The sequence below is a fragment of the Neglectibacter sp. CSJ-5 genome (assembly GCF_032490475.1).
GTDB classification, from domain to species: domain Bacteria; phylum Bacillota; class Clostridia; order Oscillospirales; family Acutalibacteraceae; genus Hominenteromicrobium; species Hominenteromicrobium mulieris.
The window spans coordinates 69,663-93,682 of sequence record NZ_JAVYJC010000004.1 but is presented as its reverse complement, the minus strand read 5'-3'; the positions used below and the strand labels follow the sequence as shown (position 1 = coordinate 93,682).

The window sequence follows — 24,020 nt, the reverse complement described above, 5'->3', positions numbered from 1 at the left end:
GTATGCTCGTTTTGGTAAGGGTTCCTCCATATCCCTGCCAAAAGTCATGGCACTACATCGCCGGGGAAGCATATCCCACACAGGCTGGTCATTCGATTGGAATAATCCATCGATGAACTACCTGTATCATAGAACATTTTTGTGCCCTGTGCCGTATATCCACAAAGTAGGAATCAGGGGTAAAAATCAGAAATTTCCACGATTGCGGAAAGTGTGATATAATCCAGATAAGCGGCAGCAATCAAACCACCGGAAAGGAGCGTGCGCCCATGAAAGGAGCAACAAGCATACAGGAACGCCTTTGGGAACTCCGCAAGGACAAAGGCTTAAATCTGGAAGAATTATCAAAGCTGACGGGCATTTCCAAATCAGCTCTTGGGAATTATGAAAAAGAGGATTATAAGGAAATCAATCATGGCAACCTTATCCTGCTGGCAGATTTTTATGGGGTGTCCCTCGATTATCTCTTTTGCCGGACAGAGAACCGGGCGGAGATCAACACGCCATTAAGGGAGCTGCATTTGAGTGATAAGATGGTAGTACTTCTGAAAAGCGGTCGGATTAACAACCGTCTGCTGTGCGAACTTGCCACCCATAAGGACTTTATCGAGTTTCTTGCGGATATTGAGATTTATGTGGATGGGATTGCCACCATGCAGATTCAGAACCTCAACGCCCTTGTCGATACCGTCCGGCATGAAATCATTGAACGGTATCGCCCCGGCGAAGATGACCCCCATTTGAAAGTGCTGCAAGCCGCCCATATCAGCGATGATGAGTATTTTAGTCACATGGTTCTGGATGACCTCAACCTCATTATCCGGGATATTCGGGAAGCCCACAAAAAGGACAGTGAGAGTGCACCCCAGACCACCGTTGCCGATGAACTGAAAGAAAATCTGGAAGCGGTCGAAAATTTTAAGGGCAGCCGGGATGAAAAGCTGGTTGTCCTTTACTGCAAGCAACTTGGTATCAACTATAAAAATCTGTCAGATGAAGAATTTCGCTGGCTCATTCGGATTCTCAAAAAATCAAAGAAAATGGGAACGCCTATCAGCCAGAGGAAAAAACGGTAAAAAAAACCGCTGTTGCATGGTTGGGGTGCCTTCCATGTAGCAGCGGTTCTTGCTGTGGTTATTATTTCATTCGTTTTCTTAATATCCGGCGATAATTTGTTTCTCCCTTTGGTGCGTCCTGTATAATTTCCAACACACCATCTTCAAGCATTTTATCAATGCGATTAGAAATCCATACATCACTAATTCCAAGTTGATATTTTCCTAAAACATTACCTATAACAATAGCCATTTTGAATTGCTCTGGCTGTTCCGCAATTTCACGAAGAATGAAACTATCATATATATCTTCTGAAACACTTTGCAATTTACCATTTAGCATTGCACGCAAAGGTGCATTTTCATTTTGAAGTTGATTCCATTTCATAGCACAAGCTGAAAGAAATACAGGCTTAGCTTTTTCTTGTAGAGTTATATATTTTCCCCATTCGCCAGGAGAAACCTCACCCCATGCTATTTTGGATGTCATAGTGTTTTCTTTTCCATATTCCCAGGCAGGTAACTTAACCAAATAAATTGTTGTCTGACAGTTTAATGGTCGAAGTTGTTTCATAAGCCAGTACATACCGCAAAGTTCATCCGGATTATAGCTATACCAAATACGAACTTCTTCCCCAGCTACATATCGTTCAATAACCGAAGACAATGTAGTTTTAATTTTCTGTATTTTTTCTTCAACCTGATAGTCTAAATCCTCTACAAACCAGACAGACAGCATTTTCTTGAGAACATTTTTCCGCTGTTCGCCAATTCCATTATCAGAAATATCTCCCACACTAAGAGCCATATCAAAACAATAAACATCACTGCTCTTGCCTCCCAATGGAATAGCATTCTCCCAAGCAATATGTTCTTGTTCCTGTGCTTGAATTTGTGCTTCTTTCATTTCATCTGAAGATGGAACACTCCCATCTTCGTGCCTCATAAAGACCGAAACTGCACTTCCTCTATACTTTCCCTTACCGTAAGTTTGGGCAATTTTCAAACTTCCACAGGCACTTTCACCAAATACAATTTCAATCATCTTATATACCTCCGATTTAATTACTCCCGTATGAATAAATTATATCATGCAAAACAATTTCTTCTGCTCGGTTGTGAATGTTATTGCAACGCTGCACCCATTCCATTTGACGGGTACGCTTCAATTCCTCGGTCACGCCCTCGGTGGCTTTCATCTGCTCCATGATGGTGTCTAACCGTTCCTGTGCCTGTTCGTTCAGGTCTGCAAGGTATGTCCATAACTCCCCGGTCAAGGTCAATGTGTTCAATCTGGCTGGGTGGACTTCTCTTAAATATTCCCGGTGCATCCGTCCGTACTTTCCGATGGGGCGGTGTTCTTCCGGCAGCTTCAAGTCTGGGATGTAGTAATCTCCAACAAGGATATAATCAATTCCGTTTTCTGTTATTCTTGGTTTCAATTCGCTCATGTTCCTTACCTCCTGTGGAAGCAGGCTCGTCTGGTACTAACTCAATTACATCGGTAATCTCACAATTCAGCGTTTCGCAGATACGGGCTAATGTGTCCATGCTGATGTGCTTTCCCTCTTTGCTCATGTTGGCAATCATATTCGTTGTCATACCAGCAGCAAGCCTTAAATCTTCTTTTCTCATATCACGCTCTAACAGTGTATGCCAGAGTGGTTTATAGCTGATGTGCATATTGCTTTCCCGCCTTCCTATCCATACCACCGGGGCGGCTGCCCCGGCAGGAACTTTTCTCTTATTATAACACCAATCTTGTGTAATCACAATTTATTCTTGTATCCTGCCGCTGATACCGTCTGGATTGGTTTTTCCTTTCTTTTTGTTCCCTTTAATTAGCCATAAACTGCTTCATACCCTGGCTTTTTGCTGATGTGTGATAAAGAAGTAGTAGAAGTGTAAAAAATTTTGCCGTTCCTATCCGGCGTTTGCGCATTGCGCCGGATAGGTCGGGCGGTCATTCGGGCAGGTCTACCTTGCCAACGAAAGAGTAATAAATATCAATGTCCTGTCTGCGTGTGCCGTTCTCGTCATAGCTGCACTCATGCACAACGATTTTCTCCACAAACTCACGCAAAAGGGTAGGGGTAAGTTCTTCAAAGCTGGTGTACTTGCGGACAACATTCATAAACTTTTCTGCGTTTACCGTGGCTTCCTGCGCTTTGGAAAGCTCTGCCCGGATAGCGGCGGCTCTCTCTTTCAGTTCTTTCTGCTCGGCTTCATAGTCTGCCGACAGCTCCGTGAAACGCTCGTCTGAAATGCGCCCGGTCACGCTGTCCTCATACAGCCGCTTGAAGATAGCGGATAACTCGCTGATACGCTTCTCGGCGGCTTCCAGCTCCTTTTTCCTTGCGGCGTTCCTGCGCTTGCCCCCGTCCTCGTTCTGCTCGATCAGCAGCTTCATAAACCGGGCTTCGTGCTTCGCTGCATAGCTGGTGACTTTCCGCAGATTGTCGGTCACTCCGGCGGTCAACAGGTCGGTGCGGATAAAGTGCGCCGTACAGTCACGGGTACGCTTCTTGTAGCTCCCGCAGATATAACAATCCTGCTTGCGGGTGGCGTTCTGGTAACGCTGCTGGTAAAGGACGCTGCCGCAGTCGGCACAAAAGAGTATGCCGGAGAATAAGCCCACTTCATCATAGCGGTTCGGGCGTTTGCGCTGCTTGCGTAACTCCTGCACACGCTCCCACATCTGGGTGTCAATGATAGGCTCATGGTGGTTCTCGAAAATCGCCTGTTTCTCAATGGGGTTCTCTACGCTGTGCTTGGTCTTGTAGGACGGCTTCTCCGTCTTGAAGTTTACCAGACAGCCCGTGTACTCCCTGTTTTCAAGGATATGTACCACGGTATTGGTCGCCCACTTGCACTCATAGCCGGGGTGGTAGCGGCGGGTGCTTCCCGTCCGACGGTATTCCAGCGTTCCCGGCGTGGGGATCTCCTGCTCTGTGAGCATACGGGCTATCTTGGTCGGCCCGTTCCCGGCAAGGCACAAGCTGTAAATCTGCCGCACAACAGGGGCGGCTTCCCCGTCAATGATAAAATTTTCGTCCTCGTCCATAAAGTAGCCGTATACGGGTTTGCTCGTGACGGGCTTCCCGCTCATACCCTTAGACCGTTTTACTGCTTTGATTTTCTTGCTCGTATCTCTCACCAGCCATTCGTTAAAAATGTTCCGCAGAGGGGCAAAATCATTGTCGCCCTGTGCGCTGTCCACTCCGTCATTGATAGCGATAAAGCGGACGCCTTTCTGTGGGAAAATCATTTCCGTATACATTCCCACTTGCAGATAGTTTCGCCCTAACCGTGACATATCCTTGACGATAACGGTGCCGACTTTTCCGGCTTCAATGTCCGCAAGCATGGCTTGAAAACCGGGTCTTTGGAAGTTCGCCCCAGAATAACCGTCATCTGTGTACCATTGCAGATTGGAAAAGCCGTTCTGCTTCGCATAGGTTTCAAGAATACGCTTCTGAGACGAGATTTGTCAAGGGTATTTTTTCCATATTGTAAAGATAAATAAATTTGCTGATGATTCTGTGAAAAACTAAACAAGCCGACTGTATTATACCAGTCGGCTTGCAGGTTACTCAATATTAAAATATCGGCAGCTTACATAATAGCAAACATTTATACGCTCCAACCAAGGCTTTCCTGCTGAATGGTATTAGTTGATATTGATTTTTGTCCATCCAAATGCTATAATGTTTTCGAATATAGCAGACAGGCTCTCACATAGAGTGGCAAACTCTGCGAAAAATATTGACATATTTTTTGAAATCGGCGTATTGATGTGGACTCTCCACCCCGTACATTTACCAGTGCTACAGAGATTTGCCTGCACTTATGACGGATGCGTATCTGAGAGCGGATATGGACGTTGCAAATCTAATGCATGTTGTGCGTAATCTGCATTAACAAACGCAACGAATCGGAAGAAGCGTCGTGGGTAATTTGGAGCCTATACTGGGAATATTTAATGAATGATCCCGACAAAACTATTTTCAGCTGGCGTTATTATTTATCCGGTTACTTTGGAACGGAGGTGCAAGAATTTCGGAAGATGTAATTGGATCGAACGTTTTCTGGCCCTATTTGCGGTGTTTCCTGATTTTTTAAAACTTATCCCAAAAAGGAGAAAATATCATGAGCAAAATGAATAAGAAGCTTCCAGCGCTGTTTCTAGCACTTGTTCTGGTGCTGGGTATGACGGCCTGCGGCGGCAAGGCCACGGATGGCACGACCGGCAGTACGGACAACACTGTGACCGCAGAAGAGGAAGATCACAAGACGCAGAACACCAAGGTTGACCCTAATTCCCCAATCACCGAAGAAATGCTTCGCAACCATGCAGTCGCTCCGGCAGAAGACTTCACCTATGATGTAGAGGATGATGGTATCAAAATCAGAAGCTATACGGGCAGCGATACCGTTGTTGTCATCCCTGAAGAGATTGAGGGCAAGCCGGTTACGGGTTTCTATGATTACGTTTTTGCCAACGATAACCCTGTGCGTGCGGTATTGATCCCGGAAAGCGTAAAAGAATTAGAACAAGTATTTACGAACAATGAATCAGTGGAACTTGTAATCTGTGAGGGTGTAACCATATTCAGAGGACTGACTTTTGGGGATTGCTCTAACCTGCGTCAAGTCATTCTCGGCGAGAATGTGCAGGAATTAGTAGGTATTGGTACATTTACCAACTGCTGCCGGTTAATGGAACTCCACTTTACAGATGCACTAACCAGTATTGATGACGAAGAAAATTTTTACGGTTGCGACAACCTCACCATCTACGGTCCGGCAGACAGCTATATTGAATCCTTTGCCAAGGAGTATGGAATTCCGTTCGTAGTGGAGTAACACATTTAAAAAGCATATTACGTGTATCGTGCAACAAAACAAAGTGAAAATACAGGTTGGAAAGGAGAGCTCTATTGGCGAACAATAGGGCTCTCCTTGCTGATGGAATCCAATGAAAGGTAGCAAGCTGTTCCTCTGGACAATGACTTTACAGTGAGGTGCTGCAATATGCTGTTTTACAATACTGAACAGGAACGGGATTCACCGTTCCTGTTCGTAGTGTTTGGGTTTCCTTTGCCGTTGCGTCTTTGTCTGTTGTTTCTGTCGCAGGTGCTCCCGGACGGAGTGTGCTTCCGCTTCCTCATGGAGCAGATTTGCAACATCTCGCTTGCTGTCAAACATCATCAGCGAATCGTATTTCTCGCCGTAGGCGTTCTGCACACGAGTAACCGCAGAGCGTTCTTTTTCCCCACGGATGGAAAGCCGTGCCTCCATCAGCTCACCGGCGTCAAATTCTGAAGCCTGTTCCTTCAATCCGCTGTATTCCTTCAGTGCGGCATCCAGTTCAGCAGAATACTTTGCCTCCTGCGCTTCCAGTTTTTTCAGCGCACTTTCCATTGCGGCAATATCCTTCTTTACAGAAGAAATACCGGTATCATCGGCGCAGTCCAGAGAACGGAGCAGCATTTCTTTCTCGGTATTCAGTTCCTCCAATTCTTCAGTCAGCTCTGCGATACGGCGGGAAAGGTCATGCAGCTTGGGTATCTGATAAAACGGCGTTTCTTTTTTCTCCGCAAGCAGATTTTTACATTCCTTGCTTTTCGCCTTGATCTGCTGCACCAAGCCCGTATATCGCTCTAACTCTGGCTTGATTGCCTTGACACGCCTACCGATGTTGTGCTTGCCAATGCCGATATGACGAAGCTGATAACTGAAAATCAGCATACTGCCTCGCAACTTTTCCATTGCCTCCGCTATGGCAGGAACGCTGTTCTTCACTGTCTGCATCAGCTTTTTGACCGTCGCTTTCAATTCCCGGAGCAACGCATTGTCAGCCTTGATCTGGCGGTTGATTTCACAGCGGTCAGACATGATACCCTTCTTCTCCAATGCACGGGCAACCACTCCCTCGTGAATGGTAGGCTGCTCGGTCAAACCTCGGTCTGCATGGCTGCGGTGGTCAATGCGCTCCTCGTGCCCGGCGCGTTCCAGACAGCGGTTGGACACATCTGCCCAAACCGCCCGCCATGCCGCAAGCTGCTCCTCACTGTTCCAGCGCTCGGAGATAGGATTCTGTCTGCCGTAGCGGGTGCTTTTGGGGTGCTTATCTGCACGGGCAAGCCCCTGCGCATCGGCCTCGGAAGGAACCATATACACCTTCTTTTTGCCGACCTTGTAGGGATATTGTTTCTCCCATCGCTCGTTCTGTGCCGCCTTAAACTCAGCGGCAGTAAAACCTCGTTCCTCACCGTTTCTCATGCAGAGATATTCCTTCTCGGTCTTGTACTGCCAGTGTCCCTGCTCATCCAACGGGCGCACCGTCAAGAGAATGTGGGCATGAGGGTTGCGACCGTCGGTGTCGTGGATGGCTGCGTCGGCGCACATTCCATCGGCCACAAACTGCTCCCGGATAAATTCTTGCAGCAACTCAATCTGCTCCTCACGGTTCAGCTCTATGGGCAAGGCAACGACAAATTCCCGTGCCAAACGGCTGTCTTTGGCTGTCTCCACTTCCTCCACGGCGTTCCAGAGCTTTTCACGATCTTGCCATTCCTGCGGGGCATATTCCGGCAGAAACACTTCCTGCCAGACAAGTCCCTGTTTTTTTGTGTAGTCATGCTGTATCCCGTCGTAATCGTTATACAAGCGGGAGCAGCTCAGATAAGCGGAGGCGGCCACAGCGGAGCGTCCCGCACCCCGGCTGACCACCTTCGCTTCCAGATGGTAAATTGCCATTGTTCGTTCACCTCGTTTTCTTTTTTCTGTTTCTCTTTTGTAAAAGAGAAAATGGACGGGCTGAACGCCTGTCCATTTCTGCGGCAAAGCTGCCGGTGGCAGGTTTGCGCAGGCGGTTGGAAAATAGCGTCGGTTGAAGCGACGGTATTTGCCCAATCGCGCAGACGATGACAGCAGCATCCGCAAATGCTGTGGCATTGTCTGTCGCTTTCCGCAGAAAGCGAAATCCCCCTCGGAGAGCGCACGATGCCGCAGGCATACCACCGCCTGTTTTACAGGTGGTGAGTAAGTGCGCCCTTCGGGAGAAAAAAGAGGAAGGCCCCCGTTTTTCCGGAGACCTCCCATCTGAAATTTAGATTTGTTTTCCCAGCTTCCGTGAAAGATACCCCTCCAGCACAGACGGTTCCATCGTGCGCACCTCTGGCAGCACCTTTTCCAGAATCGCACCCTCCTGAATGAGCCTGCGTGTTCTGGCTTTGCGCTCCTTGACTCTGTCTCTGGCCTGCGCTTCCTCCAATCGGTGCTGTGCCTGCAACAACTTCTTTTCTGCATCTGTCATGTGAAAAATCCTCCTTATCTTCGTTTCTGCCAGACGATTTCATAGCCCAGCGCATCGGCAAGCTGGACGGCTTCGACATAGCGCAGGGATTCCCGCTGGAGCTTATTAGACAGGTTGGATACACTGTCAGACCAGCCGTGTTCGTCCCGCAGCAGATCAACGATCTCCTGCATGGTCATTCCCTGACGAACGATGTACGACTTGATCTCATTTCTCAGATTGGATTTCATCAACTTTTTACCTCCATATTTTCGTGATATTGGTTTTTGAGTAAGTGAACTGTGTGCGCTTTGCGGTGAAAAATCTGCCGTGCCGCAAATCTGCTCAGATTTCCGTCCGTGATGCCCTGTTCACAACTGCGCCCTATCGGCTTCATCATTCTGCGTGAGGTCATGCGGAACGGTGGGATATACCACATTCCGGTGCAATGGCTTCACACTACGGTAAATCACCGGACGGTGCAGTGCGTTCGACCTGCGGCGAAAATCTTCACGGATTTCACAAGCATTGATTTTGGAACAGCAAAATCGAGCCGTCGGTGTACGGCTTGGTACGGCAAGCCCGCCTTCTGTACGTTGCTGTACGCCTGTTTTGCGTGCCAGCCGCCGATTCGACGGCAGGTTTTACACTCTACCGTGAAATGCTTCACGGTGCGCACAAGCAAAGACGGTTTTTGAGAATGGAATCAAAAACAGCCGTACAGGGTGTACGGCGTGTACGGCAATTTTGAAGTCCATTCCTCATTTTTAATACGGCGGCGGATTGACCACCTCAATGCCCACAAACCCCCGCACCCGCTTACCGCCGACATGGACATTGTTGGTGGCCTCTACATTGTAAAGCCGCTCATTTTGTACAAGCTCGGAGCTGACCCGGTTGGCGGACATGGGCTTCTGCGCGTTGTCGTCGCACCATCTTGTGTAGGCTTCATAGATCGCCTTGGAGCTGGCCTCGCTGTCTGCCCGAAAGCGGATATAGCCCTCGGATTGCAGAAACTCGATCACATTGTTGCTGCTGCGCTTGACCGTCTCCATATTTTCTTTGGCTTTGCCCGAAATGCTGAACTGATAATTGTTCTCGATCAGCCGGTACAGCCCCTCCAGACACCAGAGAAAGATGCCCTCCTTTTCCCGCAGCAGTTTGTCCACCAGAAACGGATCGTCCGCTCTGCCTGCAGGCCGGTCTTTGGTGGTCAGCACGATCTGGCGGCGAAAGAAGCCGTCGGACTTGTCGTGCAGGGCGGTCAGCGCACCGTTGCCAAAGCAGAGGAAGCGAACATAAAGCTGGCTTTGATAGCTCTGAACGCCCTTGCGCTCCATGTCCATTTTGCACTCAGATGTGACGATGGATTTGATATAATTGGTCTTGGGCAAGGCGCTCATGTCCATATCATCGTCCACCATCAGGAGTTTGTTCTCCAAGTCCGCACGGCTGAACCGGTTGCTCTCGACCTTCTGGATGCTGGTGGTATTCATGCTGTCACCCAACAGCGAGCGCATGACCAGCCCGATGCGGCTTTTGCCCTCGCCGCCCTTGCCGATGAGCATGAGCATTTTCTGACCCTTGGTAGTCGGCAGCAGGCAGTAACCAAGGAACTCCTGCAAGGTGGGAATGTCCTCCTGTTGCAGCAGCTCCGATAGGAATTGCAGCCAGCGTTTCGGTGTAGGTGCATCAGGATTGTAAGAGACGGTCAGGCGGTTGTTGCAGTAGCTCTTGTTGGGGGTAAAGCTGCCGTCCATGAAATACGTCCCGTTGGCAACATGGATGCGATCTGTCTCAATGGGCAGCGGCGGCGAATACGCTTGCAGCTTGATGCTGGCAAGCAGATTTGTCACGACTTTGGACAGGCCAGAGGTCAGCACTCCGGAGATTTCCTCCAGAATGAGATTGCCGATCTGCCCCTCGTCCTCAATCAGCCCATCCACCGTGAACAGCCGACCGCGCACACATTTCATGGGGTGCTTGTCCAAAAACTGCTGGCAGAACAGCACCTCATTGATGTGCCTGCCGTCATACCAGTCAGGCCACGCCTGCGCTGTCATATCCATCTTCCAATTCCTCCCTGTGAATTTCCTCTAATCTTTTTCTCAGCCCGTCCAGTTTGCCGTCCGCCATCTGCTGTTGGACCACCTCTGCGCATTCGTGGGAATCCCCGGCGCACAGAATATCCAAGTAATATTCCGTCTGGTCGAGATTGCGGCAGGCTTCTATAAATCGCTCATGAAGCGGCTCGCCCTGTGTGCGTGGCGCATACCGAACCTTCCAGTCTTGCAGCACACGGACATAATCCGACAGAACAAAAAAGCACAGCCGCTCGTTTTCCATGAGCTGCTGTGCTTCCGTGCGGATGCGCTTTGCGTGGAGCGCTGCTGCGCTGGGCGGCTTGTCCGGGCTGAGATGAAAATCTGCCATCAGCTTCCGTGCCGCGTTATACGGTGAAAGCTGAAACAGCCTGCCTACAAAGTCGATCACATCTCCGTGCTCCCCGCAGGCGAAGCAATAATAATGGTCATCGGCCACATACAGGCTGGGGTGCCGGTCGTTGTGAAAGGGGCAGAGGGCTTTGCCATATCTATTCACATCGATCCCATACAGTTCTGCCGCCTCCCGCAGATTGACGTTCTCTTTTATGATTTCAAAAATACGCATGATACCTCCATTTCTGCGCAAAAACGGCGGCCTGCCCAATCTGGGGCAAGCCGCCGTCTGCGTCTTTTCTTATGCTGTTTTCGTTTCTTCCTCGTTCTTAGCTTCTCGCAAGGCTTTCTTCCGTGCGCCCTGCCGCTTAATCTGTGCTGCATACCGACAATCGTCACTGCAATATTTCACATTTAACCTTGTTGTGATAAACTCCTTGCCGCAGTTTTCGCAGGTACACGCCCGACTGCGGCTCTCCGCCGCCTCCTGCCGGTAGAATTTTGCCCGGCAGTTGGGGCCGCAGAACAGGGTATTTGTCCGCTTGGATTCAAACTCCTGCCCGCAGCATTTGCAGGTCAGCGTAACCGGGACACCCACGATGCGTTCCCCGGATTTCAGCTTCTGATAGCGCTCCCGGCTGCGGATGCGCTCTTTTTTCAAGAACTCCTGCCGCTTGATTTCTTCCTCGGTCAGCTCCGGTGCGGGAAGCTCAAACTGCCCGATAAAGCGAAGGTGGATCTCCACCTCCTGCACCCGGTCGCCGTCAATACGCTCCGGGGCGTGGACGATGATCTTCTCAATAAACTCGTTGATCATGGGCGTGGTCAGCTCGGAGAAATCCGTGTACTTCCTTGCCAGCTCCAGAAACTGCTCCACACGGGCACTGTCCTCTGCGAAAGCGGACAGCCTTTCTTCCGCTTCTGTGACAGAGGCTTGCAGCGTTTTTTGCTCGGCTTCGTAATCCGCCAGCAGACTGTCAAAGCGTTCATCGGTGATGCGCCCGACAGCAAAGGATTCATAGAGCTTTTTGATGATGGTGTCCAACTCGGTAATACGCTTTTTGTCTTTGCTCAGCTTTCGCTTGGCATCCTTGGCCGCCTCTGCCTGTCGAAGCTGGGAGGCGGAGCGTACCTTCTCCAGAAAAGCGTCTCGGTCGGAGATGGCAAAGGTGCTGGCAGCCCGGATGGTTTCCAGAATCAGCTCCCGCAGCGCTTTGGTGCTGATATGATGTCCACAGCAAGCGGCGGAGCGCTTTTGACCTGCCAACTTGTATGTGGAGCATTCAAACGCATCGTAGGGATAAGGTTTGCTTTCTGTCCCTCGTGACCGATGGTTATACATCTTTGCTCCACAGTCAGCACAGAACACAAGCCCTGTCAGGGGATTCGCCTCACCCAGCGTGTCATGCCGCCGTGGCGTTTTCCGCAGCTTCTGTGCCAGCTCCCATGTTTCTGCATCCACGATGGCTTCATGGGTGTTCTCGAAAATCAGCCAATCCTCCGGGGGATTCATCACCGCATTCTTGTCCTTATAGGACTGCTTGTGGGAACGGAAATTCACAGTATGCCCCATATACTCCGGCTTGGAGAGAATCTGCCCAACGATGTAGCCGCTCCAGTTATACGGGTTGGGGAACTCCTCCTTGCTTTTCCAGACACCCTTGTTCTGTTTGCCAAAGTAGACCGCAGGCGTGTCGATCTTGTCATCAAACAGGATGCGGGCGATGTCGTAGGGGCCTTTGCCCTCAATGGTCAGCTGGAAGATACGCCGCACCACGGCAGCCGCTTCCTCGTCGATCAGCCAGTGGTATTTGTTCTCCGGGTCTTTCTTATAGCCGTAGATGGCACAGTTGGTGGTTGGCTTGCCGGATTCCCCCTTGACCCGAATGGCGGTTTTCTGCTTGCGGCTCAGGTCACGAAGATACCATTCGTTCATGATGTTGAGGAAGGGCGCAAACTCGTTGCTGTTCTGGTCATCACTGTCCACGCCGTTGGCAATGGCAACAAAGTGGACGCCATGCTGCCGGAAGAATACCTCTGTGTAAAAGCCGGTTTGCAGATAGTCACGCCCCGCCCGGCTCATATCCTTGACAATGACATGGGCCACCTTGCCTGCTTCAATGTCCGCCACCAGCTGTTTCCATGCCGGACGCTCGAAATTGCCGCCGCTCCATCCATCATCGGTATAGTGGCGGCAGTTGGTGTAGCCTCTCTGCTGGGCATAGCTTTCGAGGTATTTTTTCTGATTCACGATGGAGTTGCTATCCCCGGCATTGTCATCGTCGCGGGACAGCCGCTCATAGAGAGCGGTAATTTTGCTTTCAGTCTGTTTCACGCTCATGATGCGCTCCTTTCAGACTGTCGGCTCATTTGTGGTGTCTCCATTATACCATAGGTTCCGTCGTTTGTAACCATATCATTGCGTACAATCCGCAAAATTTTATCCTCCAAGGTCTCGCCGCCACTTTCGTTGAACACGACTCTGACCTTGTAGGTGGTGCCGCCGATCCGGCGGATGATAAACTGTTCTCGTTTGTTCTGCTCCATAGGCATCCTCCTTGCGTGATTGGTTGGATTTTGATATAATATGTTTGGTTCCGTTGGCTGTAAGCTAACCCTGGCTTTCTGTTGGTTTTCCATGCTCCATATCCTCCTTTTCTTCGCTGATGGCTCGGAAAGTAATCCGTGTAACTTGTGCTAAGATTACTTCCTCTACTAATAGGAGAAATACGGGGTGTAAATCGGAACCGTTTTTGAAAAAAAGAAAAATATTTTTTCGGGGAGGTGAAGCTGTCATGGAATCATGGGAGGATGAACTGCTGCTGGATGATGATTTTTCCGATGAGGAAGAAGATGCCGAGGAGCAAATAGAGGAAACCGGCCTTGAAATGGATGCGGACGGCTTTGCCGATTGGGAGGATTCGCCTGACACTGCGCCGGTGGATGAGACGCTGGAGGAAGCACTTGCAGAGGAGCGCGCTTTGGAGCTGGAAAGCGAGCTGGAGCAAGACGAGCACCCCAGAGACTACAACGCCGAGCTGGAGGACGAGGAAGAGGAATCCGCGCCCACCAGCGAAAAACGACTCAAGCGGGAAATTCGTGCAGAGGCGTTGAAGCGTTTAGAGGAAGCGGCACAGACGGAATCCGATTTTCTGACTGTGGTAGACGAGTGGAACATGCTGGACAGAAATCGGGAGCGCCGAGAGCGTGACCACGAAAACCTGCGTGGGGATGTGCCGTTGGAGTTTCAGGCGGTACCTGATCCGAGGATCGCCCCGCTGTGGATGAATCTGCCGAGGTTCCGTCAGCTCTGTCAGGGAAATTTTCTTGACATCATCTTCTCCTGCCCTTACGAGCTGCACGAGCTGACTTCCAACCGTTTTCTCTCCAAGCTCTTTTTCACCCTCAGTGATGAGCAGAAGGAGGTGCTGTACTACCTGTTCGTCAAGCAATACAGCACCGCACGGCTTGCTGCCATCCGTGGACAGTCCGACCGAAACATCCGAAAGCTGCGGATGACCATTCAGAAAAAGCTGCAAAAGCGGATGTATGAGCATCTGAGTGAAAAGCTGGAAAACGATCATGGCCTTACCCTGCGGGAGCGCAAGTTCGTAGAGGAATATGAAGCGCTGCTGCAAACCATGGGCAAGGATGCCGTGATCCGCCGAGAGAACAAAACAAAGCCGAGAAAAAAGAAAGCCGTCCTTGACGATGCCGAGGACGGTTGATACAATGGTAATATGGTTAATATATAGATAGATTACGATTCGAGAGGAACAGCGTCATGAACAATCTGTTTGCACAGTCCCGTTCCCATTGGGTGCGGTATGACCGCTATGAGATCAAGACCGGCAAGGACGGAAAACGCTATATTACGCCGGAGAAGGCGGCAAAGCCCGACATCTATAACCCGCTGAAGGAGTCCTCCGAGATGGTGCTGGAAGCACTGAATGTGGGGATGTTGATGATGAACCGCAGGTCGGAGGATGTGGTGGAAAAGGCAATTCTGGCCTTTGTGACCCACTACGGTCTGTTGGGGCTGATGACGGCACTGCCCACCACGCCGTCATTTATGGACTATGAGGCAGTCTATCTGCCAAAGAATCACTTCATCAAGGAAGAAAGCATGGCGACAGAGGATTATCTTGCTCTGTTCTATCCCTTCGACAAATTGGATGTGGTGAAAAAGGGTGTGGAATCCAGTTGGAATGTTTCCGGGGATAATATGATGATTGCTCTGACGATGACCTTCATGGAGGAACCAATGGCGAAGAACATGAGCTTCCAGCGGGAGTATGCCGAACCTTATGACTGGGTAGCGCAGCAGTTCAAGGATTGGGCGTTCACGCTGACCACCTCCGTTTTGTACTATAACGACTACGACAGCATTGACGAGGATACAAGAAATCTTTACCGCAAGGCCATGGCTGCCTTCGGCGGCATTGCGCCTACCTATCATATCGAACTGCTGGAGAAACCGACCATCTATTGGGACTTTCATTCGCTGCTGCTGGGCATCCAGATGATGTTCAGTTTCATGCTGGTGGACGATGCAAAGCCCCTGCGGCTGTGCAAGCACTGCCAGAAGGTATTCCTCGGCAGCCGGGCCAATTCCGCATTTTGCAGCGCCCGGTGCAAGAATCAGTATAATGTCTATAAGAGCAGAGGAAAAAATAAGGGACAGGACGGTGAGAATGATGATTGACCGCTGGATCGCAGAAGCGACCGAATGTGATTTCAAGGTCGCGCTGGAGGTAAAGAAGCCGAAAAGCTGGCTCAAAAGCGTTAGCGCCTTTGCAAATGGCATTGGCGGCACACTGTTTTTTGGTATTGATAATGACAGAAATGTTGTCGGCTTAGCTGACGCACAGACTGATGCGGAGACAATCAGCCGGTTGATCAAAGAGCGTATCACGCCTTATCCGAGTTTTATCCTCACACCAGAACGGGAGGACGGCAAGGATATTCTTGTGCTGTCTGTGTCCGCAGGGCGCTCCACACCGTATTACTACAAAGCAGACGGCATTATGGAGGCATATATCCGCATCGGCAATGAAAGCGTGATCGCCCCGTCCTATGTGCTGAACCAGCTTATTCTCAAGGGAATGCACCGCACCTATGACGAACTGGTTTCTGAGTATGATTTCAAGGATTACGCTTTTTCCAAGCTGCGCGAACGGTATAAGGCTTGGACGGGCAACAGCATGGAAGAAAAGCTGTTCGATTCTTTCGATATGCGGGACGAACACGGCAAGCTGACCAATGCAGGCGCTTTGCTTGCGGATGATTCTCCCATCCGGCATTCCCGCCTGTTCTGCACACGCTGGAACGGCCTTGATAAAAGCGGCGGCATGGTAGATGCACTTGACAGTGCGGAATTCTCCGGCAGCCTGATCATTCTGCTCAATGAGGGCGTCAGCTTTGTCAAGCGGAATATGAAAACGCGCTGGAAGAAAACCGCCGATTCCCGTGTTGAGATGCCAGACTACTGCGAACGAAGCGTTTTTGAGGCGCTTGTCAATGCGCTGATCCATCGGGATTATCTGATTTTGGGCAGCGAAGTCCACATCGACATTTACGATGACCGCCTTACCATATATTCTCCCGGCGGTATGGCAGACGGCACACGGATACAGGAGCGTGATCTGTCCAGCATTTCCTCCACGCGCCGCAACCCTGTCCTTGCAGATATTTTCGGACGGCTGGGCTATATGGAGCGGCAAGGCAGCGGCTTTAAGAAAATCACGGAAACCTACCGCGCCGCTCACAATTACCGTGACGAACTGGAGCCTAAATTCTATTCAGATGCCAGTTCTTTTCAAGTTACGCTCTATAATCTAAATTATGGAACAGTGGCAACTGCAAGCAAGGTTACGATTGAGGACGAAAATATTGCGATTGAGGTTGCGATTGACCGGCTGAACGCAAGCCAAGGTACGATTGCAAAGGCAAAAGCGGTATTTGCAAATATGGGCGTTGATGGTGTCTTTGGTCGCTCCGATATCGCTACTATCACAAAGGATTCTGTTACTGCCGCAGGCAATCTCATTACAAAACTGAAAAATGCGGATTTGATCGAGCCTGTCAGCGGCTCTGGAAAGGGCAAATACAAGTTTGTAGCACCAAAAGAATAAAGATAATGCCCGTTATCGGCCATACAACCAATAACGGGCATTTGTCATTCATATACAAGCTCGGTTAAAACGATTTCCTCCGCACGGTTGCGGATGCTGTTCATGCGGCGCACCCATTCCATTTGGTCGGCGGCTTTCAAAGTTTCTGTCACGCCTTCCTGCTTCGCCATTGCAGGAACGATGATTTCCATACGCTCATTGCAGGCTTGGTCGATCTCGGCAAGATGCCGATGCAGCGTTCCGCTTGTGAGCAGGCTTGCATAGAGAACCGGACGATGTTCTTTCAGATAGCTGCGGCGCACACGCCCGTACTTGCCGATCTGGTATTCTGGTTCGTCCGGCAGCACAAGGTTCGGGATAAGATAATCACCCTCCTGACGGTAAGTGCCGCCCATTTCCTCAAATAGAGATTTCATAAAGTTCAGCTCCTTTTTGTGTTGATTTGCAGCGGTTATAAGGCTTTTTGGGGCTCCTTTCCTACAACTGCCGTTCCATTCACCACAAATGAGCCGCAGTCATATGTATTAGGTGGGAGAAACCACCCTCTACATAGTAACTCTTGGTTTGAAATAGAATTGCTCTCACCTTGCAGCTCGTCCTCGTGGGATAATCTCGGATAAAGGGCGGTAATAAGGTTTCGGGTGGTCTGTCTTAACATAGTGTCCTCCATTTCCGACAGCCAGCCCCACTATTCCGTATGACTATCATACCACACGCCGGGGCTGGCTGTACAGTCCTTTCTGCTTCTTTACGTCCCGTCAAATTGCCGATTTTTGTGTAGCAGCTTCCGCTTCCAGCACTTTCAGCATTTTATCGGCGGCGGTGGCGGTGGTGTCCTGCTTGAAATAGCCGGAAACGACAAGGACAGAATTACCTATGCGGATTTCCGTCACGCAATCCGGGCGGCGGGTGCTGCGGTCATTCTTTGGGGTGTTGGTCATAGGCGGCTCTCCTTTCTGTTCATCAGCTTTTTCAGTTGTCCCATTTTCTCCTGCGCCGTGGCTTTTCGGAAGTTGCTCCCGGTAAAGCGGACAGGAGAACACATTTCAATCAGACGGTCATAAATGCGGGCGTGGGCGGTGTCCTCCGGGTGCTGCAAGTCCTCCAGCGTGAGATTAGTCGTGACGATCAGCGGCCTGCCGCTGCGGTAACGGCTGTCAATCACGTTGTAGACCTGCTCTAAGCCGTATTCCGTTCCCCGTTCCATTCCAAAATCGTCAAGGATAAGCAGCGGGAAGCTGCAAAGTCGGGAGATATATTCATTCCTGCCCTCAAAGCTGGCGGCAAGGTCACCCAATATCAATGCAAAGTTTGTCATGCACACGGGGATTTCACGCTCCATAAGGGCATTTGCGATACAGCCCGCAAAATAGCTCTTGCCTGTGCCAACGCCGCCCCATAGCAGATAGCCAATGTTGCGCTCTTTCATGGTTTCCCAGTTCTCCACATAGAAATGGGCGTGTTCCATTTGCGGGCACTTGCCGTTGTCGTTCTCAAACGTCCAGCCCTGCATAGCCGGGTCTGTAAAGCCCCGCCGCTTCAACCGCTCGACAGTTTCAAGGTGACTGCGCTGTTTCTCTGCGGCTTCCCGTTCCTCACGCTCTGCCCGCTGGCAGTCACATTCTGCCGGGTGGCGGTCACGCCCCAGCCATGCGGCGGTTTCTTTGGGGAAATAGCCCTCTTTGGGCTTGTGGCACTTCCCGCAGTATAAAAGCCCGTCCTCGCCGGTGTAGTCCTCCGGCTCCGGCGTGGTGTCGGTCATATTCAAAATCATTTCATCAAATCCATTCGTCATAAGCTCTCGCCCTCCTTACAGGTATAATCGGGTATGCCCTTTTTCGGGGCTTTCTTGGCTGCGTCCTCCTGCGCCCACTTGAAAATCGTGGCTGCATGGCTCTTGTATTTCCTCCCGCTGGAAGCGATATGGCAGGATAGGCGGTCAATGTAATACTCCCACTTGCCGGGAAGCTCTGTTTTCAGCCCGTCAAGCTCCGTATCGGAAAGAATGACATTGTGGTATCTGCCATAGGCGGCGGGGGCGGGGTGTCCCGTTTCTAACTCTCTCTCTTTTTCTATTTCTATATCTATCTCTTTCTCTATCTCTATCTCTGGTGGACAAATGTCCGCTCGATATGGTGGACATTTGTCCGCCCCTGTCTGCGGCAGGGCTTTTTGTTCCTGCAAAGCCAGCCGCGCCCTGCGCTTGCGCTCCCCCTCGGTAGAGGACTGGCCGATTAAAAGCTCAATGTTGCTCATGTAGAGTGCGCCGCTTGGCAAAGGCTCCACAAGCCCCAGCTTCATAAAGATTTTCAAAGCTCTCTCTACGGTACCTACCTGCTGGCGGGTAATGGTCGCAATCATCTGGGCGGTGTAGGGGATATTCTCGTCAAGCTGCAATTTCCCGCCGTTTTTCAGCGATTTCAAGTACAGCTTCAAGAGAATGTTGGAATAGATAACGCCGTCCTGCATACTTTCCAGCAGAACGATTGCATCATCGTCAAAATAGCTCTCTTTCAGCTTGAGGTAGTAATATTTGCGGTTATCTGCCATAGGCTGCGTCCTCCTTTTTCCAGCGTTTGGAATAATAGCGAGGGCATAGTATGATAACCGCCCGGAAGCTCTGTTTGCAGTCACGGGTGCAGCCCCGGCATAGGTCGTTGTAAGTGATACGGTTGCGGTGGTTGAGGAAGAAAGACCATTCCAGCCGCCGCTTCTTGCTCATTCTCGGCAATGGTAAGCTCCTTTCTGCCGTTCCTATCGGTGTAGCGGGATAGGGGGCATTTTCTGTATGTTCTCGGTATCATTTTCGGGCTTTTTCTGCCCTGTAAGCCCCGTTTGGAAGTCGGGGAGTATTGCGGTAAGGGTTCATATCATACCTGTATTTTTGTAGGGTTTCGGTATCATTTCGGGGCGGTCTTTAACGCTCCTGTTCACGCTTTTTCTGCTGGCTCGGTGCGCCCCTTAAAATCTGGTCGATATTGCGTCTGACTGTCTGAAGCTCCTGCGCCCGCTGGCGTTTCTCCCGGTAGTCGTTATATCCGGCGTTCTTCTGGACGGTAAGCTGCTCAATCTCCCTTTGCAGGGCTTTGCTGGCTGGCAGCTTGGTTATTCCATGCTCCCGGAAATAACGGGCGGCTGTGTCCGCTATGATAAAATCGCTTTCGTGCTGTTCCCGGTAGGCTCTCCGGGCTTTCTCCGATTTCTGCGCTTTCAGACCGTCACGGGCGGGCTTCGTGCCGATATAGCCCAAAAGGTTGCGCTGCAATTCCTTTTTCTCCCGGATAGCGGCTTCCAGCCCTTTCAGTCCGGCAAGGCTCTCCTGCGTGGCGGTGTTGGCTGCGGAAATGGCAGCGTCCAGCTCGTCCGGGGAAGAAAAGCCATACTGCTGGTAGAGCATGAGGGTAGCCGACATCTGTTTGAGGTTGTGCATGGTCGCCCACTTCTCATAGCCCCGTCCTTTCCCCTCGGCTCGCTTGGCGGCTATGTCTACCATGCGCTGTACAGCGTCATTGTTCGGGGCGTTTTTCGCTTCTTTTTTCGTCCGTAAGCGGTCTTTGATACTGCCGGGGTATTCCGCTATGGCTGCGGGTTTTTCGGCGGCTCTGGCGGCGTTCTGCTCCAAAACGGAGAGGACAGCAGCCCGGTCAAAATCGTCCCCCAGCTTCCGGGCGGTAATTGGCTTCGTCCTGTCCGGCGTGAGGTAACTTAGCCGCCCCCGGCTCTCCTTGACGGTCACACCATGCCGGAGAAGCAGGGCGGCAAACTCATCAAAGCCGGAAGCAGCGGCAAGGGCTTCCCGGATAGTCCGGCGCAGCTTCGCCTTATCCGTTTCAAACTTGGTCTGCCGGGGCGCGATACCGTCCGCAGCAATAGGGGCGTTGGCTCTGTCAAGGGCAGCCTGTCCTTTCTTCTGCGCCCAATACTCACGCTCGGTAATGCGTTCTTTGCTGCCGTTCAAAAGGTCTATCTGGTAAAGCCCCTCGCTGTGGCACATCTCCATGACTTCGGCTTTCAGATAGTTCATAGCTGCGTCCGTACAGCGGTGCTTGCAGCCTGCTTTCCTGTCCGCTGGCCTGTCCATGTGGGGCAGCATGGGAACCTCCGCAATCCGCAGACTGTTAATGACGATATGCACATGGATATTTTCGGTGTGGCTGTGTCCGTCCGGGTGGGTGCAGACAAGGGCCTGGTGTCCGGGGAAATGCTCGGCGCAGAACTTCTCGCCCAGCTCCTGCGCCCGATCAACGGTCAAGCCGTTGTCCGGGCCGTCCCGTGGGTCAAAGCTGATGATGTAGTGGTGGCTCTTTACGTCCTCCCGTTTCTGGTTCTTGCCGTAGCGGAGATTGGAGCGCATACAGGCAACGGCAAAATCCTCCCCGCCACAATTCAGAGAGGATATGCGGTAGTCTACCCTCGGTATGAGCCGCCCGTCTGCGTCAAGGGTGGGCTTCATGGTAAACTCGTCATGCTCGAATGTGAGGTATTTTTCAGCGTCCCCGTAGTTGGCATTTTTAGAGCTGATATGTTTGAGTATCGCCAACGGCTTCACCTACTTTCTGCAAGACTTCAAACTTCAAGGCGGCAAGGTCGGCGGCGGCTCCCCGCACTTCCTTTTCCAGCCCCCGGTAGGGGCTTCCGTATTCGTTCAGGCTCCGGGCAATCTGGTTTAAGTTGCCGCCGATTTTCCCGTACTCTGCCGTGAGCTTGGAGAGGGCGGCAAGCAGCCCGTCATTGACCGGGGAAACGGTGACAATGGGGCGTATGGTCGCTTTCCGTATGGCTTGCCGGATAAACTCGGACTGGCTGATTTCATAAGCCGCCAGCCGCCCGGTGAAGTCGGCGTATTCTTCATCGGTCATGCGGGTCTTTACCACATGACGGCGGTGGGGCGTATTGTATTTCTTTCGCATGGTCTGTGACCTCCTTTCTCGCCCGACAGGGCGCATAGCAGGGTTTGGGGAAGGCACTCCCCAACAAGATTCCCGCAGGGGCAAAAATAAGCGGAGAGCGAATTTTGGCACCTCGGTAGAATCTTGCTCTGAAAAACTCCGGCGTTCCCCGGCTCCCGTCCTTTCCGCTAACAAAACGTTTCAAAAGGGCTTTGCTACCCGCTATTCCGGCTTATCTTGAAAATTTTCCTTTCACTACCTACAACACCACGCAAAGCAAAATGGACGGAGATTTTTAGAATTTCCCCTCTATTCCCTACAACACCACGCAAGCCGGAATAGGCGGACAATGGCAGTATTTTTTTCTTTGATACCCTCTACGGATAAGTAAGGGATTTTGCCAACTGCGGCGGCTATTTTCCCTTTTGTTTTTTCATACTGGGGATTTTCAAAAATGCCAAACAGGAACGAAAAAAAGCAGCAAATCTGTTGAATAGATTTACTGCTTTCTGGTTGCCGGCGAAGCGGCGGTTATTCAGTTGTAGGCGGTAGGGCTATCTCCCAAAGCGGAACTTGAAAATAGCTGTGAGAAGCGTCTGGGTGATGTAGTCCTCTGTATCTTGGTCTACCCGTCCATTCACACGGGCGGCACATTGTATGCGGCGGCGGTAATACTGCAATACAGTTCCCACCGCTTCCGGCTCCCCGCTGGCGGCTTGGACGATTGTTTCATAGGGGAGAAGCCTATTATTTCTCATATGCCATTCCCTCCATTTCCGCTTGGAGCTGCCGTAGGGCTTTTCGGATATGGTAGCCCGCTGTGCTGCGGCTGCGCCCGTACTGTCTGCCAATTTCGTGCTGTGGAATACGCTTGAAAAAGGACAGGTAAATCATTTCCCGCTCCCGTTCGTCCAGCCGTGACAGGGCTTCCGCAAGTAAACCGCTGCTGAAAATGACCGTATCGCCGCAAAGGGTAAGTATGTATTCCTCGTCCGGCTCCGGGGCTTGGAAATATTCATCTGTCGTGCCTAAAGGGTAGTGCTTTTCGTCTGTGAGGTATTCAAGGGATATTTCTCTTTTGTGCTTCCTGCTCCGTGTCCTCGCTGCGTTGATCGTTGCATTTCGGATAACGACTTTGCAAAAGGCATGGAAAGTGTACTCGATATGTTCCCGATATTCTTCTGTACAGGTCATGGAAAATCCCCCTTTCCTCCCAAAAGGGCTGTGGCTGGTTAGTAGTTGCTTTTTATGATAGTAAGGGGCGGCAGCACTTTAGGCTGTCGCTCCTTGACTGCCTAACTGCAAAACCGGGCGGGGCTGTCAACGGCTGCGCATATGCGCCGTTCATCTTGACCGTTGACTGGCTCGGCTGGGTTTGCTATTTACCCGACAAACTTGAATTTATTTTAAGCTATCACGTTTTACCTTCTTAAGCCTTACTATCATTACCATAGGAATTTCTTTGTTGGTTTTAAAACATTCTTCATAAAATCCATCAATGACAAATCCAGCTCTAAAACAAAGGTTAAAAATATCTTGTATGGAACGATGATAATAAATCTGCTCTTTCGGTTGCCCTTCAATCGCTATATCATAGTAACTGTGCGGTGTCATATATTTTTCAGTCAACGTGACAAAACAAGGGTGTTGCGTTGCAAAGACAAAAATTCCGCTTTCCTGCAACAGTTCATAAACAGCCATAAGAAGTGGTTCAATATCCGTAATATCCATAATTGCCATATTAGAAACTGCTTTCGTAAAGGCTCGATTTCTTTTTAATTCTAATATACTTTTTCTATCGGTCGCATCCGCCACACAAAATTCAATTTGTTTTGCATATTGTGATTGCCGTCTTTTAGCCAATTCTATCATTTTTTTGCTGTAATCAAAAGCGACAACCGAAGCGCCTCTTTGTGCAAGATACGAAGAATAATTTCCATTGCCACACGCAATATCCAAAATGTAATCCGCAGGATTAGGAGATAGAAGTTCCGTTACTTTGGGACGCACTACCTCTCTGTGAAATTCATTAGATTCGTCACCCATTGCATTATCCCAAAATTGTGCGTTCTCCTCCCAGATTTTTTTACTTTCCTCTGTTCCCATGTTCTCTCCCACTCCCCAAATTTGCTTTTTTGCTTCCATTAAATCTTCCTTACTATATTCCATTGTTACCCTCCATAACTTCTGATTGTTGCCGTCTT

26 protein-coding genes and 1 pseudogene are annotated in these 24,020 nt (G+C 50.5%); 5 read left to right on the top strand and 22 right to left on the bottom strand.

The window, feature by feature from the left end:
• The first annotated feature begins 269 nt into the window (after nt 1-269).
• Nucleotides 270-1,076 (top strand): helix-turn-helix domain-containing protein, encoded by an 807-nt coding sequence (locus tag R2K26_RS09270; protein ID WP_316519911.1) that lies wholly within the window; start codon nt 270-272, stop codon nt 1,074-1,076.
• Nucleotides 1,077-1,137: 61 nt separating this feature from the next.
• On the opposite strand, the gene R2K26_RS09265 is transcribed toward R2K26_RS09270, so the two are convergent.
• From R2K26_RS09265 to R2K26_RS09250, 4 genes are all read right to left on the bottom strand, one after another.
• A complete protein-coding gene (locus tag R2K26_RS09265; protein WP_014078537.1) occupies nt 1,138-2,100 on the bottom strand; it encodes a DUF3658 domain-containing protein in 963 nt (320 codons plus the stop codon).
• Nucleotides 2,101-2,116: 16 nt separating this feature from the next.
• On the bottom strand, nt 2,117-2,506 hold the full coding sequence (locus R2K26_RS09260) for a TnpV protein (RefSeq protein WP_117534454.1): 390 nt from the start codon (nt 2,504-2,506) through the stop codon (nt 2,117-2,119).
• Nucleotides 2,466-2,738 (bottom strand): helix-turn-helix transcriptional regulator, encoded by a 273-nt coding sequence (locus tag R2K26_RS09255; RefSeq protein ID WP_002592127.1) that lies wholly within the window; start codon nt 2,736-2,738, stop codon nt 2,466-2,468. Before R2K26_RS09255 ends, R2K26_RS09260 begins: the two co-directional genes overlap by 41 nt.
• Nucleotides 2,739-3,018: 280 nt before the next feature.
• Complete coding sequence (locus R2K26_RS09250) at nt 3,019-4,542, bottom strand: recombinase family protein (protein WP_244052803.1); 1,524 nt, start codon at nt 4,540-4,542, stop codon at nt 3,019-3,021.
• A 662-nt stretch (nt 4,543-5,204) separates the two neighbouring features.
• On the opposite strand from R2K26_RS09250, the gene R2K26_RS09245 reads away from it, so the two are divergent.
• Complete coding sequence (locus R2K26_RS09245) at nt 5,205-5,921, top strand: leucine-rich repeat protein (protein ID WP_117491335.1); 717 nt, start codon at nt 5,205-5,207, stop codon at nt 5,919-5,921.
• A 201-nt stretch (nt 5,922-6,122) separates the two neighbouring features.
• Here R2K26_RS09245 and mobQ read toward each other — a convergent pair whose 3' ends face one another.
• The 7 genes from mobQ to R2K26_RS09210 all read right to left on the bottom strand — a co-directional run bounded on the left by mobQ (nt 6,123) and on the right by R2K26_RS09210 (nt 13,340).
• Nucleotides 6,123-7,817, bottom strand: a complete 1,695-nt coding sequence (gene mobQ / locus R2K26_RS09240) for a MobQ family relaxase (protein ID WP_117491337.1) — start codon at nt 7,815-7,817, stop codon at nt 6,123-6,125.
• A gap of 352 nt (nt 7,818-8,169) precedes the next feature.
• The gene (locus R2K26_RS09235; RefSeq protein ID WP_008394456.1) at nt 8,170-8,376 is read right to left on the bottom strand and encodes a DUF3847 domain-containing protein; all 207 of its coding nucleotides are present in this window, start codon (nt 8,374-8,376) and stop codon (nt 8,170-8,172) included.
• Between the two features lie 14 nt (nt 8,377-8,390).
• Nucleotides 8,391-8,606, bottom strand: coding sequence for a DUF6471 domain-containing protein (locus R2K26_RS09230; RefSeq protein ID WP_117491339.1), 216 nt, complete (start codon nt 8,604-8,606; stop codon nt 8,391-8,393).
• A 516-nt stretch (nt 8,607-9,122) separates the two neighbouring features.
• Nucleotides 9,123-10,424, bottom strand: a complete 1,302-nt coding sequence (locus R2K26_RS09225; RefSeq protein WP_316519876.1) for a phage/plasmid primase, P4 family — start codon at nt 10,422-10,424, stop codon at nt 9,123-9,125.
• Nucleotides 10,396-11,025 carry a CHC2 zinc finger domain-containing protein gene (locus R2K26_RS09220; protein WP_117491343.1) on the bottom strand — a complete coding sequence of 210 codons (630 nt, stop codon included), beginning with the start codon at nt 11,023-11,025 and terminating at the stop codon, nt 10,396-10,398. The genes R2K26_RS09225 and R2K26_RS09220 overlap by 29 nt, the downstream gene beginning before the upstream one ends.
• Before the next feature lie 69 nt (nt 11,026-11,094).
• A complete protein-coding gene (locus tag R2K26_RS09215; RefSeq protein WP_117491345.1) occupies nt 11,095-13,134 on the bottom strand; it encodes a recombinase family protein in 2,040 nt (679 codons plus the stop codon).
• On the bottom strand, nt 13,131-13,340 hold the full coding sequence (locus R2K26_RS09210; protein ID WP_118603264.1) for a transposon-encoded TnpW family protein: 210 nt from the start codon (nt 13,338-13,340) through the stop codon (nt 13,131-13,133). The genes R2K26_RS09215 and R2K26_RS09210 overlap by 4 nt, the downstream gene beginning before the upstream one ends.
• Nucleotides 13,341-13,588: 248 nt before the next feature.
• On the opposite strand from R2K26_RS09210, the gene R2K26_RS09205 reads away from it, so the two are divergent.
• The 3 genes from R2K26_RS09205 to R2K26_RS09195 are packed head-to-tail and all read left to right on the top strand — an operon-like array spanning nt 13,589 to nt 16,927.
• The gene (locus R2K26_RS09205) at nt 13,589-14,521 is read left to right on the top strand and encodes a sigma-70 family RNA polymerase sigma factor (RefSeq protein ID WP_316519870.1); all 933 of its coding nucleotides are present in this window, start codon (nt 13,589-13,591) and stop codon (nt 14,519-14,521) included.
• A gap of 56 nt (nt 14,522-14,577) precedes the next feature.
• Nucleotides 14,578-15,498, top strand: coding sequence for a hypothetical protein (locus tag R2K26_RS09200; RefSeq protein ID WP_117491347.1), 921 nt, complete (start codon nt 14,578-14,580; stop codon nt 15,496-15,498).
• Entirely contained in the window at nt 15,488-16,927 is a 1,440-nt protein-coding gene (locus R2K26_RS09195) for an ATP-binding protein (protein WP_117491349.1), read from the top strand. The genes R2K26_RS09200 and R2K26_RS09195 overlap by 11 nt, the downstream gene beginning before the upstream one ends.
• Nucleotides 16,928-16,971: 44 nt before the next feature.
• On the opposite strand, the gene R2K26_RS09190 is transcribed toward R2K26_RS09195, so the two are convergent.
• The 11 genes and pseudogenes from R2K26_RS09190 to R2K26_RS09145 all read right to left on the bottom strand — a co-directional run bounded on the left by R2K26_RS09190 (nt 16,972) and on the right by R2K26_RS09145 (nt 23,985).
• A complete protein-coding gene (locus R2K26_RS09190; RefSeq protein ID WP_316519865.1) occupies nt 16,972-17,343 on the bottom strand; it encodes a TnpV protein in 372 nt (123 codons plus the stop codon).
• 140 nt (nt 17,344-17,483) lie between these two features.
• Nucleotides 17,484-17,585, bottom strand: a pseudogene (locus tag R2K26_RS15450) (recombinase); the annotation flags it as partial.
• Nucleotides 17,586-17,685: 100 nt separating this feature from the next.
• The gene (locus tag R2K26_RS09185; RefSeq protein ID WP_002605634.1) at nt 17,686-17,868 is read right to left on the bottom strand and encodes a transposon-encoded TnpW family protein; all 183 of its coding nucleotides are present in this window, start codon (nt 17,866-17,868) and stop codon (nt 17,686-17,688) included.
• The gene (locus R2K26_RS09180) at nt 17,865-18,722 is read right to left on the bottom strand and encodes an ATP-binding protein (RefSeq protein WP_002605635.1); all 858 of its coding nucleotides are present in this window, start codon (nt 18,720-18,722) and stop codon (nt 17,865-17,867) included. The genes R2K26_RS09185 and R2K26_RS09180 overlap by 4 nt, the downstream gene beginning before the upstream one ends.
• Nucleotides 18,719-19,477, bottom strand: coding sequence for a phage replisome organizer N-terminal domain-containing protein (locus R2K26_RS09175; RefSeq protein ID WP_002605636.1), 759 nt, complete (start codon nt 19,475-19,477; stop codon nt 18,719-18,721). Before R2K26_RS09175 ends, R2K26_RS09180 begins: the two co-directional genes overlap by 4 nt.
• Nucleotides 19,467-19,658 (bottom strand): hypothetical protein, encoded by a 192-nt coding sequence (locus R2K26_RS09170; RefSeq protein WP_006058351.1) that lies wholly within the window; start codon nt 19,656-19,658, stop codon nt 19,467-19,469. Before R2K26_RS09170 ends, R2K26_RS09175 begins: the two co-directional genes overlap by 11 nt.
• A gap of 186 nt (nt 19,659-19,844) precedes the next feature.
• Nucleotides 19,845-21,467 carry a relaxase/mobilization nuclease domain-containing protein gene (locus tag R2K26_RS09165; protein WP_002602093.1) on the bottom strand — a complete coding sequence of 541 codons (1,623 nt, stop codon included), beginning with the start codon at nt 21,465-21,467 and terminating at the stop codon, nt 19,845-19,847.
• The gene (locus tag R2K26_RS09160; protein WP_002602094.1) at nt 21,439-21,837 is read right to left on the bottom strand and encodes a plasmid mobilization protein; all 399 of its coding nucleotides are present in this window, start codon (nt 21,835-21,837) and stop codon (nt 21,439-21,441) included. The genes R2K26_RS09165 and R2K26_RS09160 overlap by 29 nt, the downstream gene beginning before the upstream one ends.
• Before the next feature lie 533 nt (nt 21,838-22,370).
• Nucleotides 22,371-22,574, bottom strand: a complete 204-nt coding sequence (locus tag R2K26_RS09155) for a helix-turn-helix domain-containing protein (RefSeq protein WP_002602095.1) — start codon at nt 22,572-22,574, stop codon at nt 22,371-22,373.
• Nucleotides 22,564-23,010, bottom strand: coding sequence for an RNA polymerase sigma factor (locus R2K26_RS09150; protein ID WP_002602096.1), 447 nt, complete (start codon nt 23,008-23,010; stop codon nt 22,564-22,566). The genes R2K26_RS09155 and R2K26_RS09150 overlap by 11 nt, the downstream gene beginning before the upstream one ends.
• A gap of 207 nt (nt 23,011-23,217) precedes the next feature.
• Nucleotides 23,218-23,985 carry a class I SAM-dependent methyltransferase gene (locus R2K26_RS09145; protein ID WP_002586626.1) on the bottom strand — a complete coding sequence of 256 codons (768 nt, stop codon included), beginning with the start codon at nt 23,983-23,985 and terminating at the stop codon, nt 23,218-23,220.
• Nucleotides 23,986-24,020 lie beyond the last annotated feature (35 nt).

Bases quoted from the DNA above. Each gene is read 5' to 3' on its own strand.
- R2K26_RS09150 (WP_002602096.1), bottom strand. From the start codon at position 23,010: ATGACCTGTACAGAAGAATATCGGGAACATATCGAGTACACTTTCCAT.
- R2K26_RS09265 (WP_014078537.1), bottom strand. From the start codon at position 2,100: ATGATTGAAATTGTATTTGGTGAAAGTGCCTGTGGAAGTTTGAAAATT.
- R2K26_RS09245 (WP_117491335.1), top strand. From the start codon at position 5,205: ATGAGCAAAATGAATAAGAAGCTTCCAGCGCTGTTTCTAGCACTTGTT.
- R2K26_RS09235 (WP_008394456.1), bottom strand. From the start codon at position 8,376: ATGACAGATGCAGAAAAGAAGTTGTTGCAGGCACAGCACCGATTGGAG.
- R2K26_RS09220 (WP_117491343.1), bottom strand. From the start codon at position 11,025: ATGCGTATTTTTGAAATCATAAAAGAGAACGTCAATCTGCGGGAGGCG.
- R2K26_RS09210 (WP_118603264.1), bottom strand. From the start codon at position 13,340: ATGGAGCAGAACAAACGAGAACAGTTTATCATCCGCCGGATCGGCGGC.
- R2K26_RS09200 (WP_117491347.1), top strand. From the start codon at position 14,578: ATGAACAATCTGTTTGCACAGTCCCGTTCCCATTGGGTGCGGTATGAC.
- R2K26_RS09255 (WP_002592127.1), bottom strand. From the start codon at position 2,738: ATGCACATCAGCTATAAACCACTCTGGCATACACTGTTAGAGCGTGAT.
- R2K26_RS09215 (WP_117491345.1), bottom strand. From the start codon at position 13,134: ATGAGCGTGAAACAGACTGAAAGCAAAATTACCGCTCTCTATGAGCGG.
- R2K26_RS09175 (WP_002605636.1), bottom strand. From the start codon at position 19,477: ATGGCAGATAACCGCAAATATTACTACCTCAAGCTGAAAGAGAGCTAT.
- mobQ (WP_117491337.1), bottom strand. From the start codon at position 7,817: ATGGCAATTTACCATCTGGAAGCGAAGGTGGTCAGCCGGGGTGCGGGA.
- R2K26_RS09190 (WP_316519865.1), bottom strand. From the start codon at position 17,343: ATGAAATCTCTATTTGAGGAAATGGGCGGCACTTACCGTCAGGAGGGT.
- R2K26_RS09195 (WP_117491349.1), top strand. From the start codon at position 15,488: ATGATGATTGACCGCTGGATCGCAGAAGCGACCGAATGTGATTTCAAG.
- R2K26_RS09270 (WP_316519911.1), top strand. From the start codon at position 270: ATGAAAGGAGCAACAAGCATACAGGAACGCCTTTGGGAACTCCGCAAG.
- R2K26_RS09160 (WP_002602094.1), bottom strand. From the start codon at position 21,837: ATGCGAAAGAAATACAATACGCCCCACCGCCGTCATGTGGTAAAGACC.
- R2K26_RS09155 (WP_002602095.1), bottom strand. From the start codon at position 22,574: ATGAGAAATAATAGGCTTCTCCCCTATGAAACAATCGTCCAAGCCGCC.
- R2K26_RS09225 (WP_316519876.1), bottom strand. From the start codon at position 10,424: ATGGATATGACAGCGCAGGCGTGGCCTGACTGGTATGACGGCAGGCAC.
- R2K26_RS09185 (WP_002605634.1), bottom strand. From the start codon at position 17,868: ATGACCAACACCCCAAAGAATGACCGCAGCACCCGCCGCCCGGATTGC.
- R2K26_RS09260 (WP_117534454.1), bottom strand. From the start codon at position 2,506: ATGAGCGAATTGAAACCAAGAATAACAGAAAACGGAATTGATTATATC.
- R2K26_RS09180 (WP_002605635.1), bottom strand. From the start codon at position 18,722: ATGACGAATGGATTTGATGAAATGATTTTGAATATGACCGACACCACG.
- R2K26_RS09230 (WP_117491339.1), bottom strand. From the start codon at position 8,606: ATGAAATCCAATCTGAGAAATGAGATCAAGTCGTACATCGTTCGTCAG.
- R2K26_RS09145 (WP_002586626.1), bottom strand. From the start codon at position 23,985: ATGGAATATAGTAAGGAAGATTTAATGGAAGCAAAAAAGCAAATTTGG.
- R2K26_RS09205 (WP_316519870.1), top strand. From the start codon at position 13,589: ATGGAATCATGGGAGGATGAACTGCTGCTGGATGATGATTTTTCCGAT.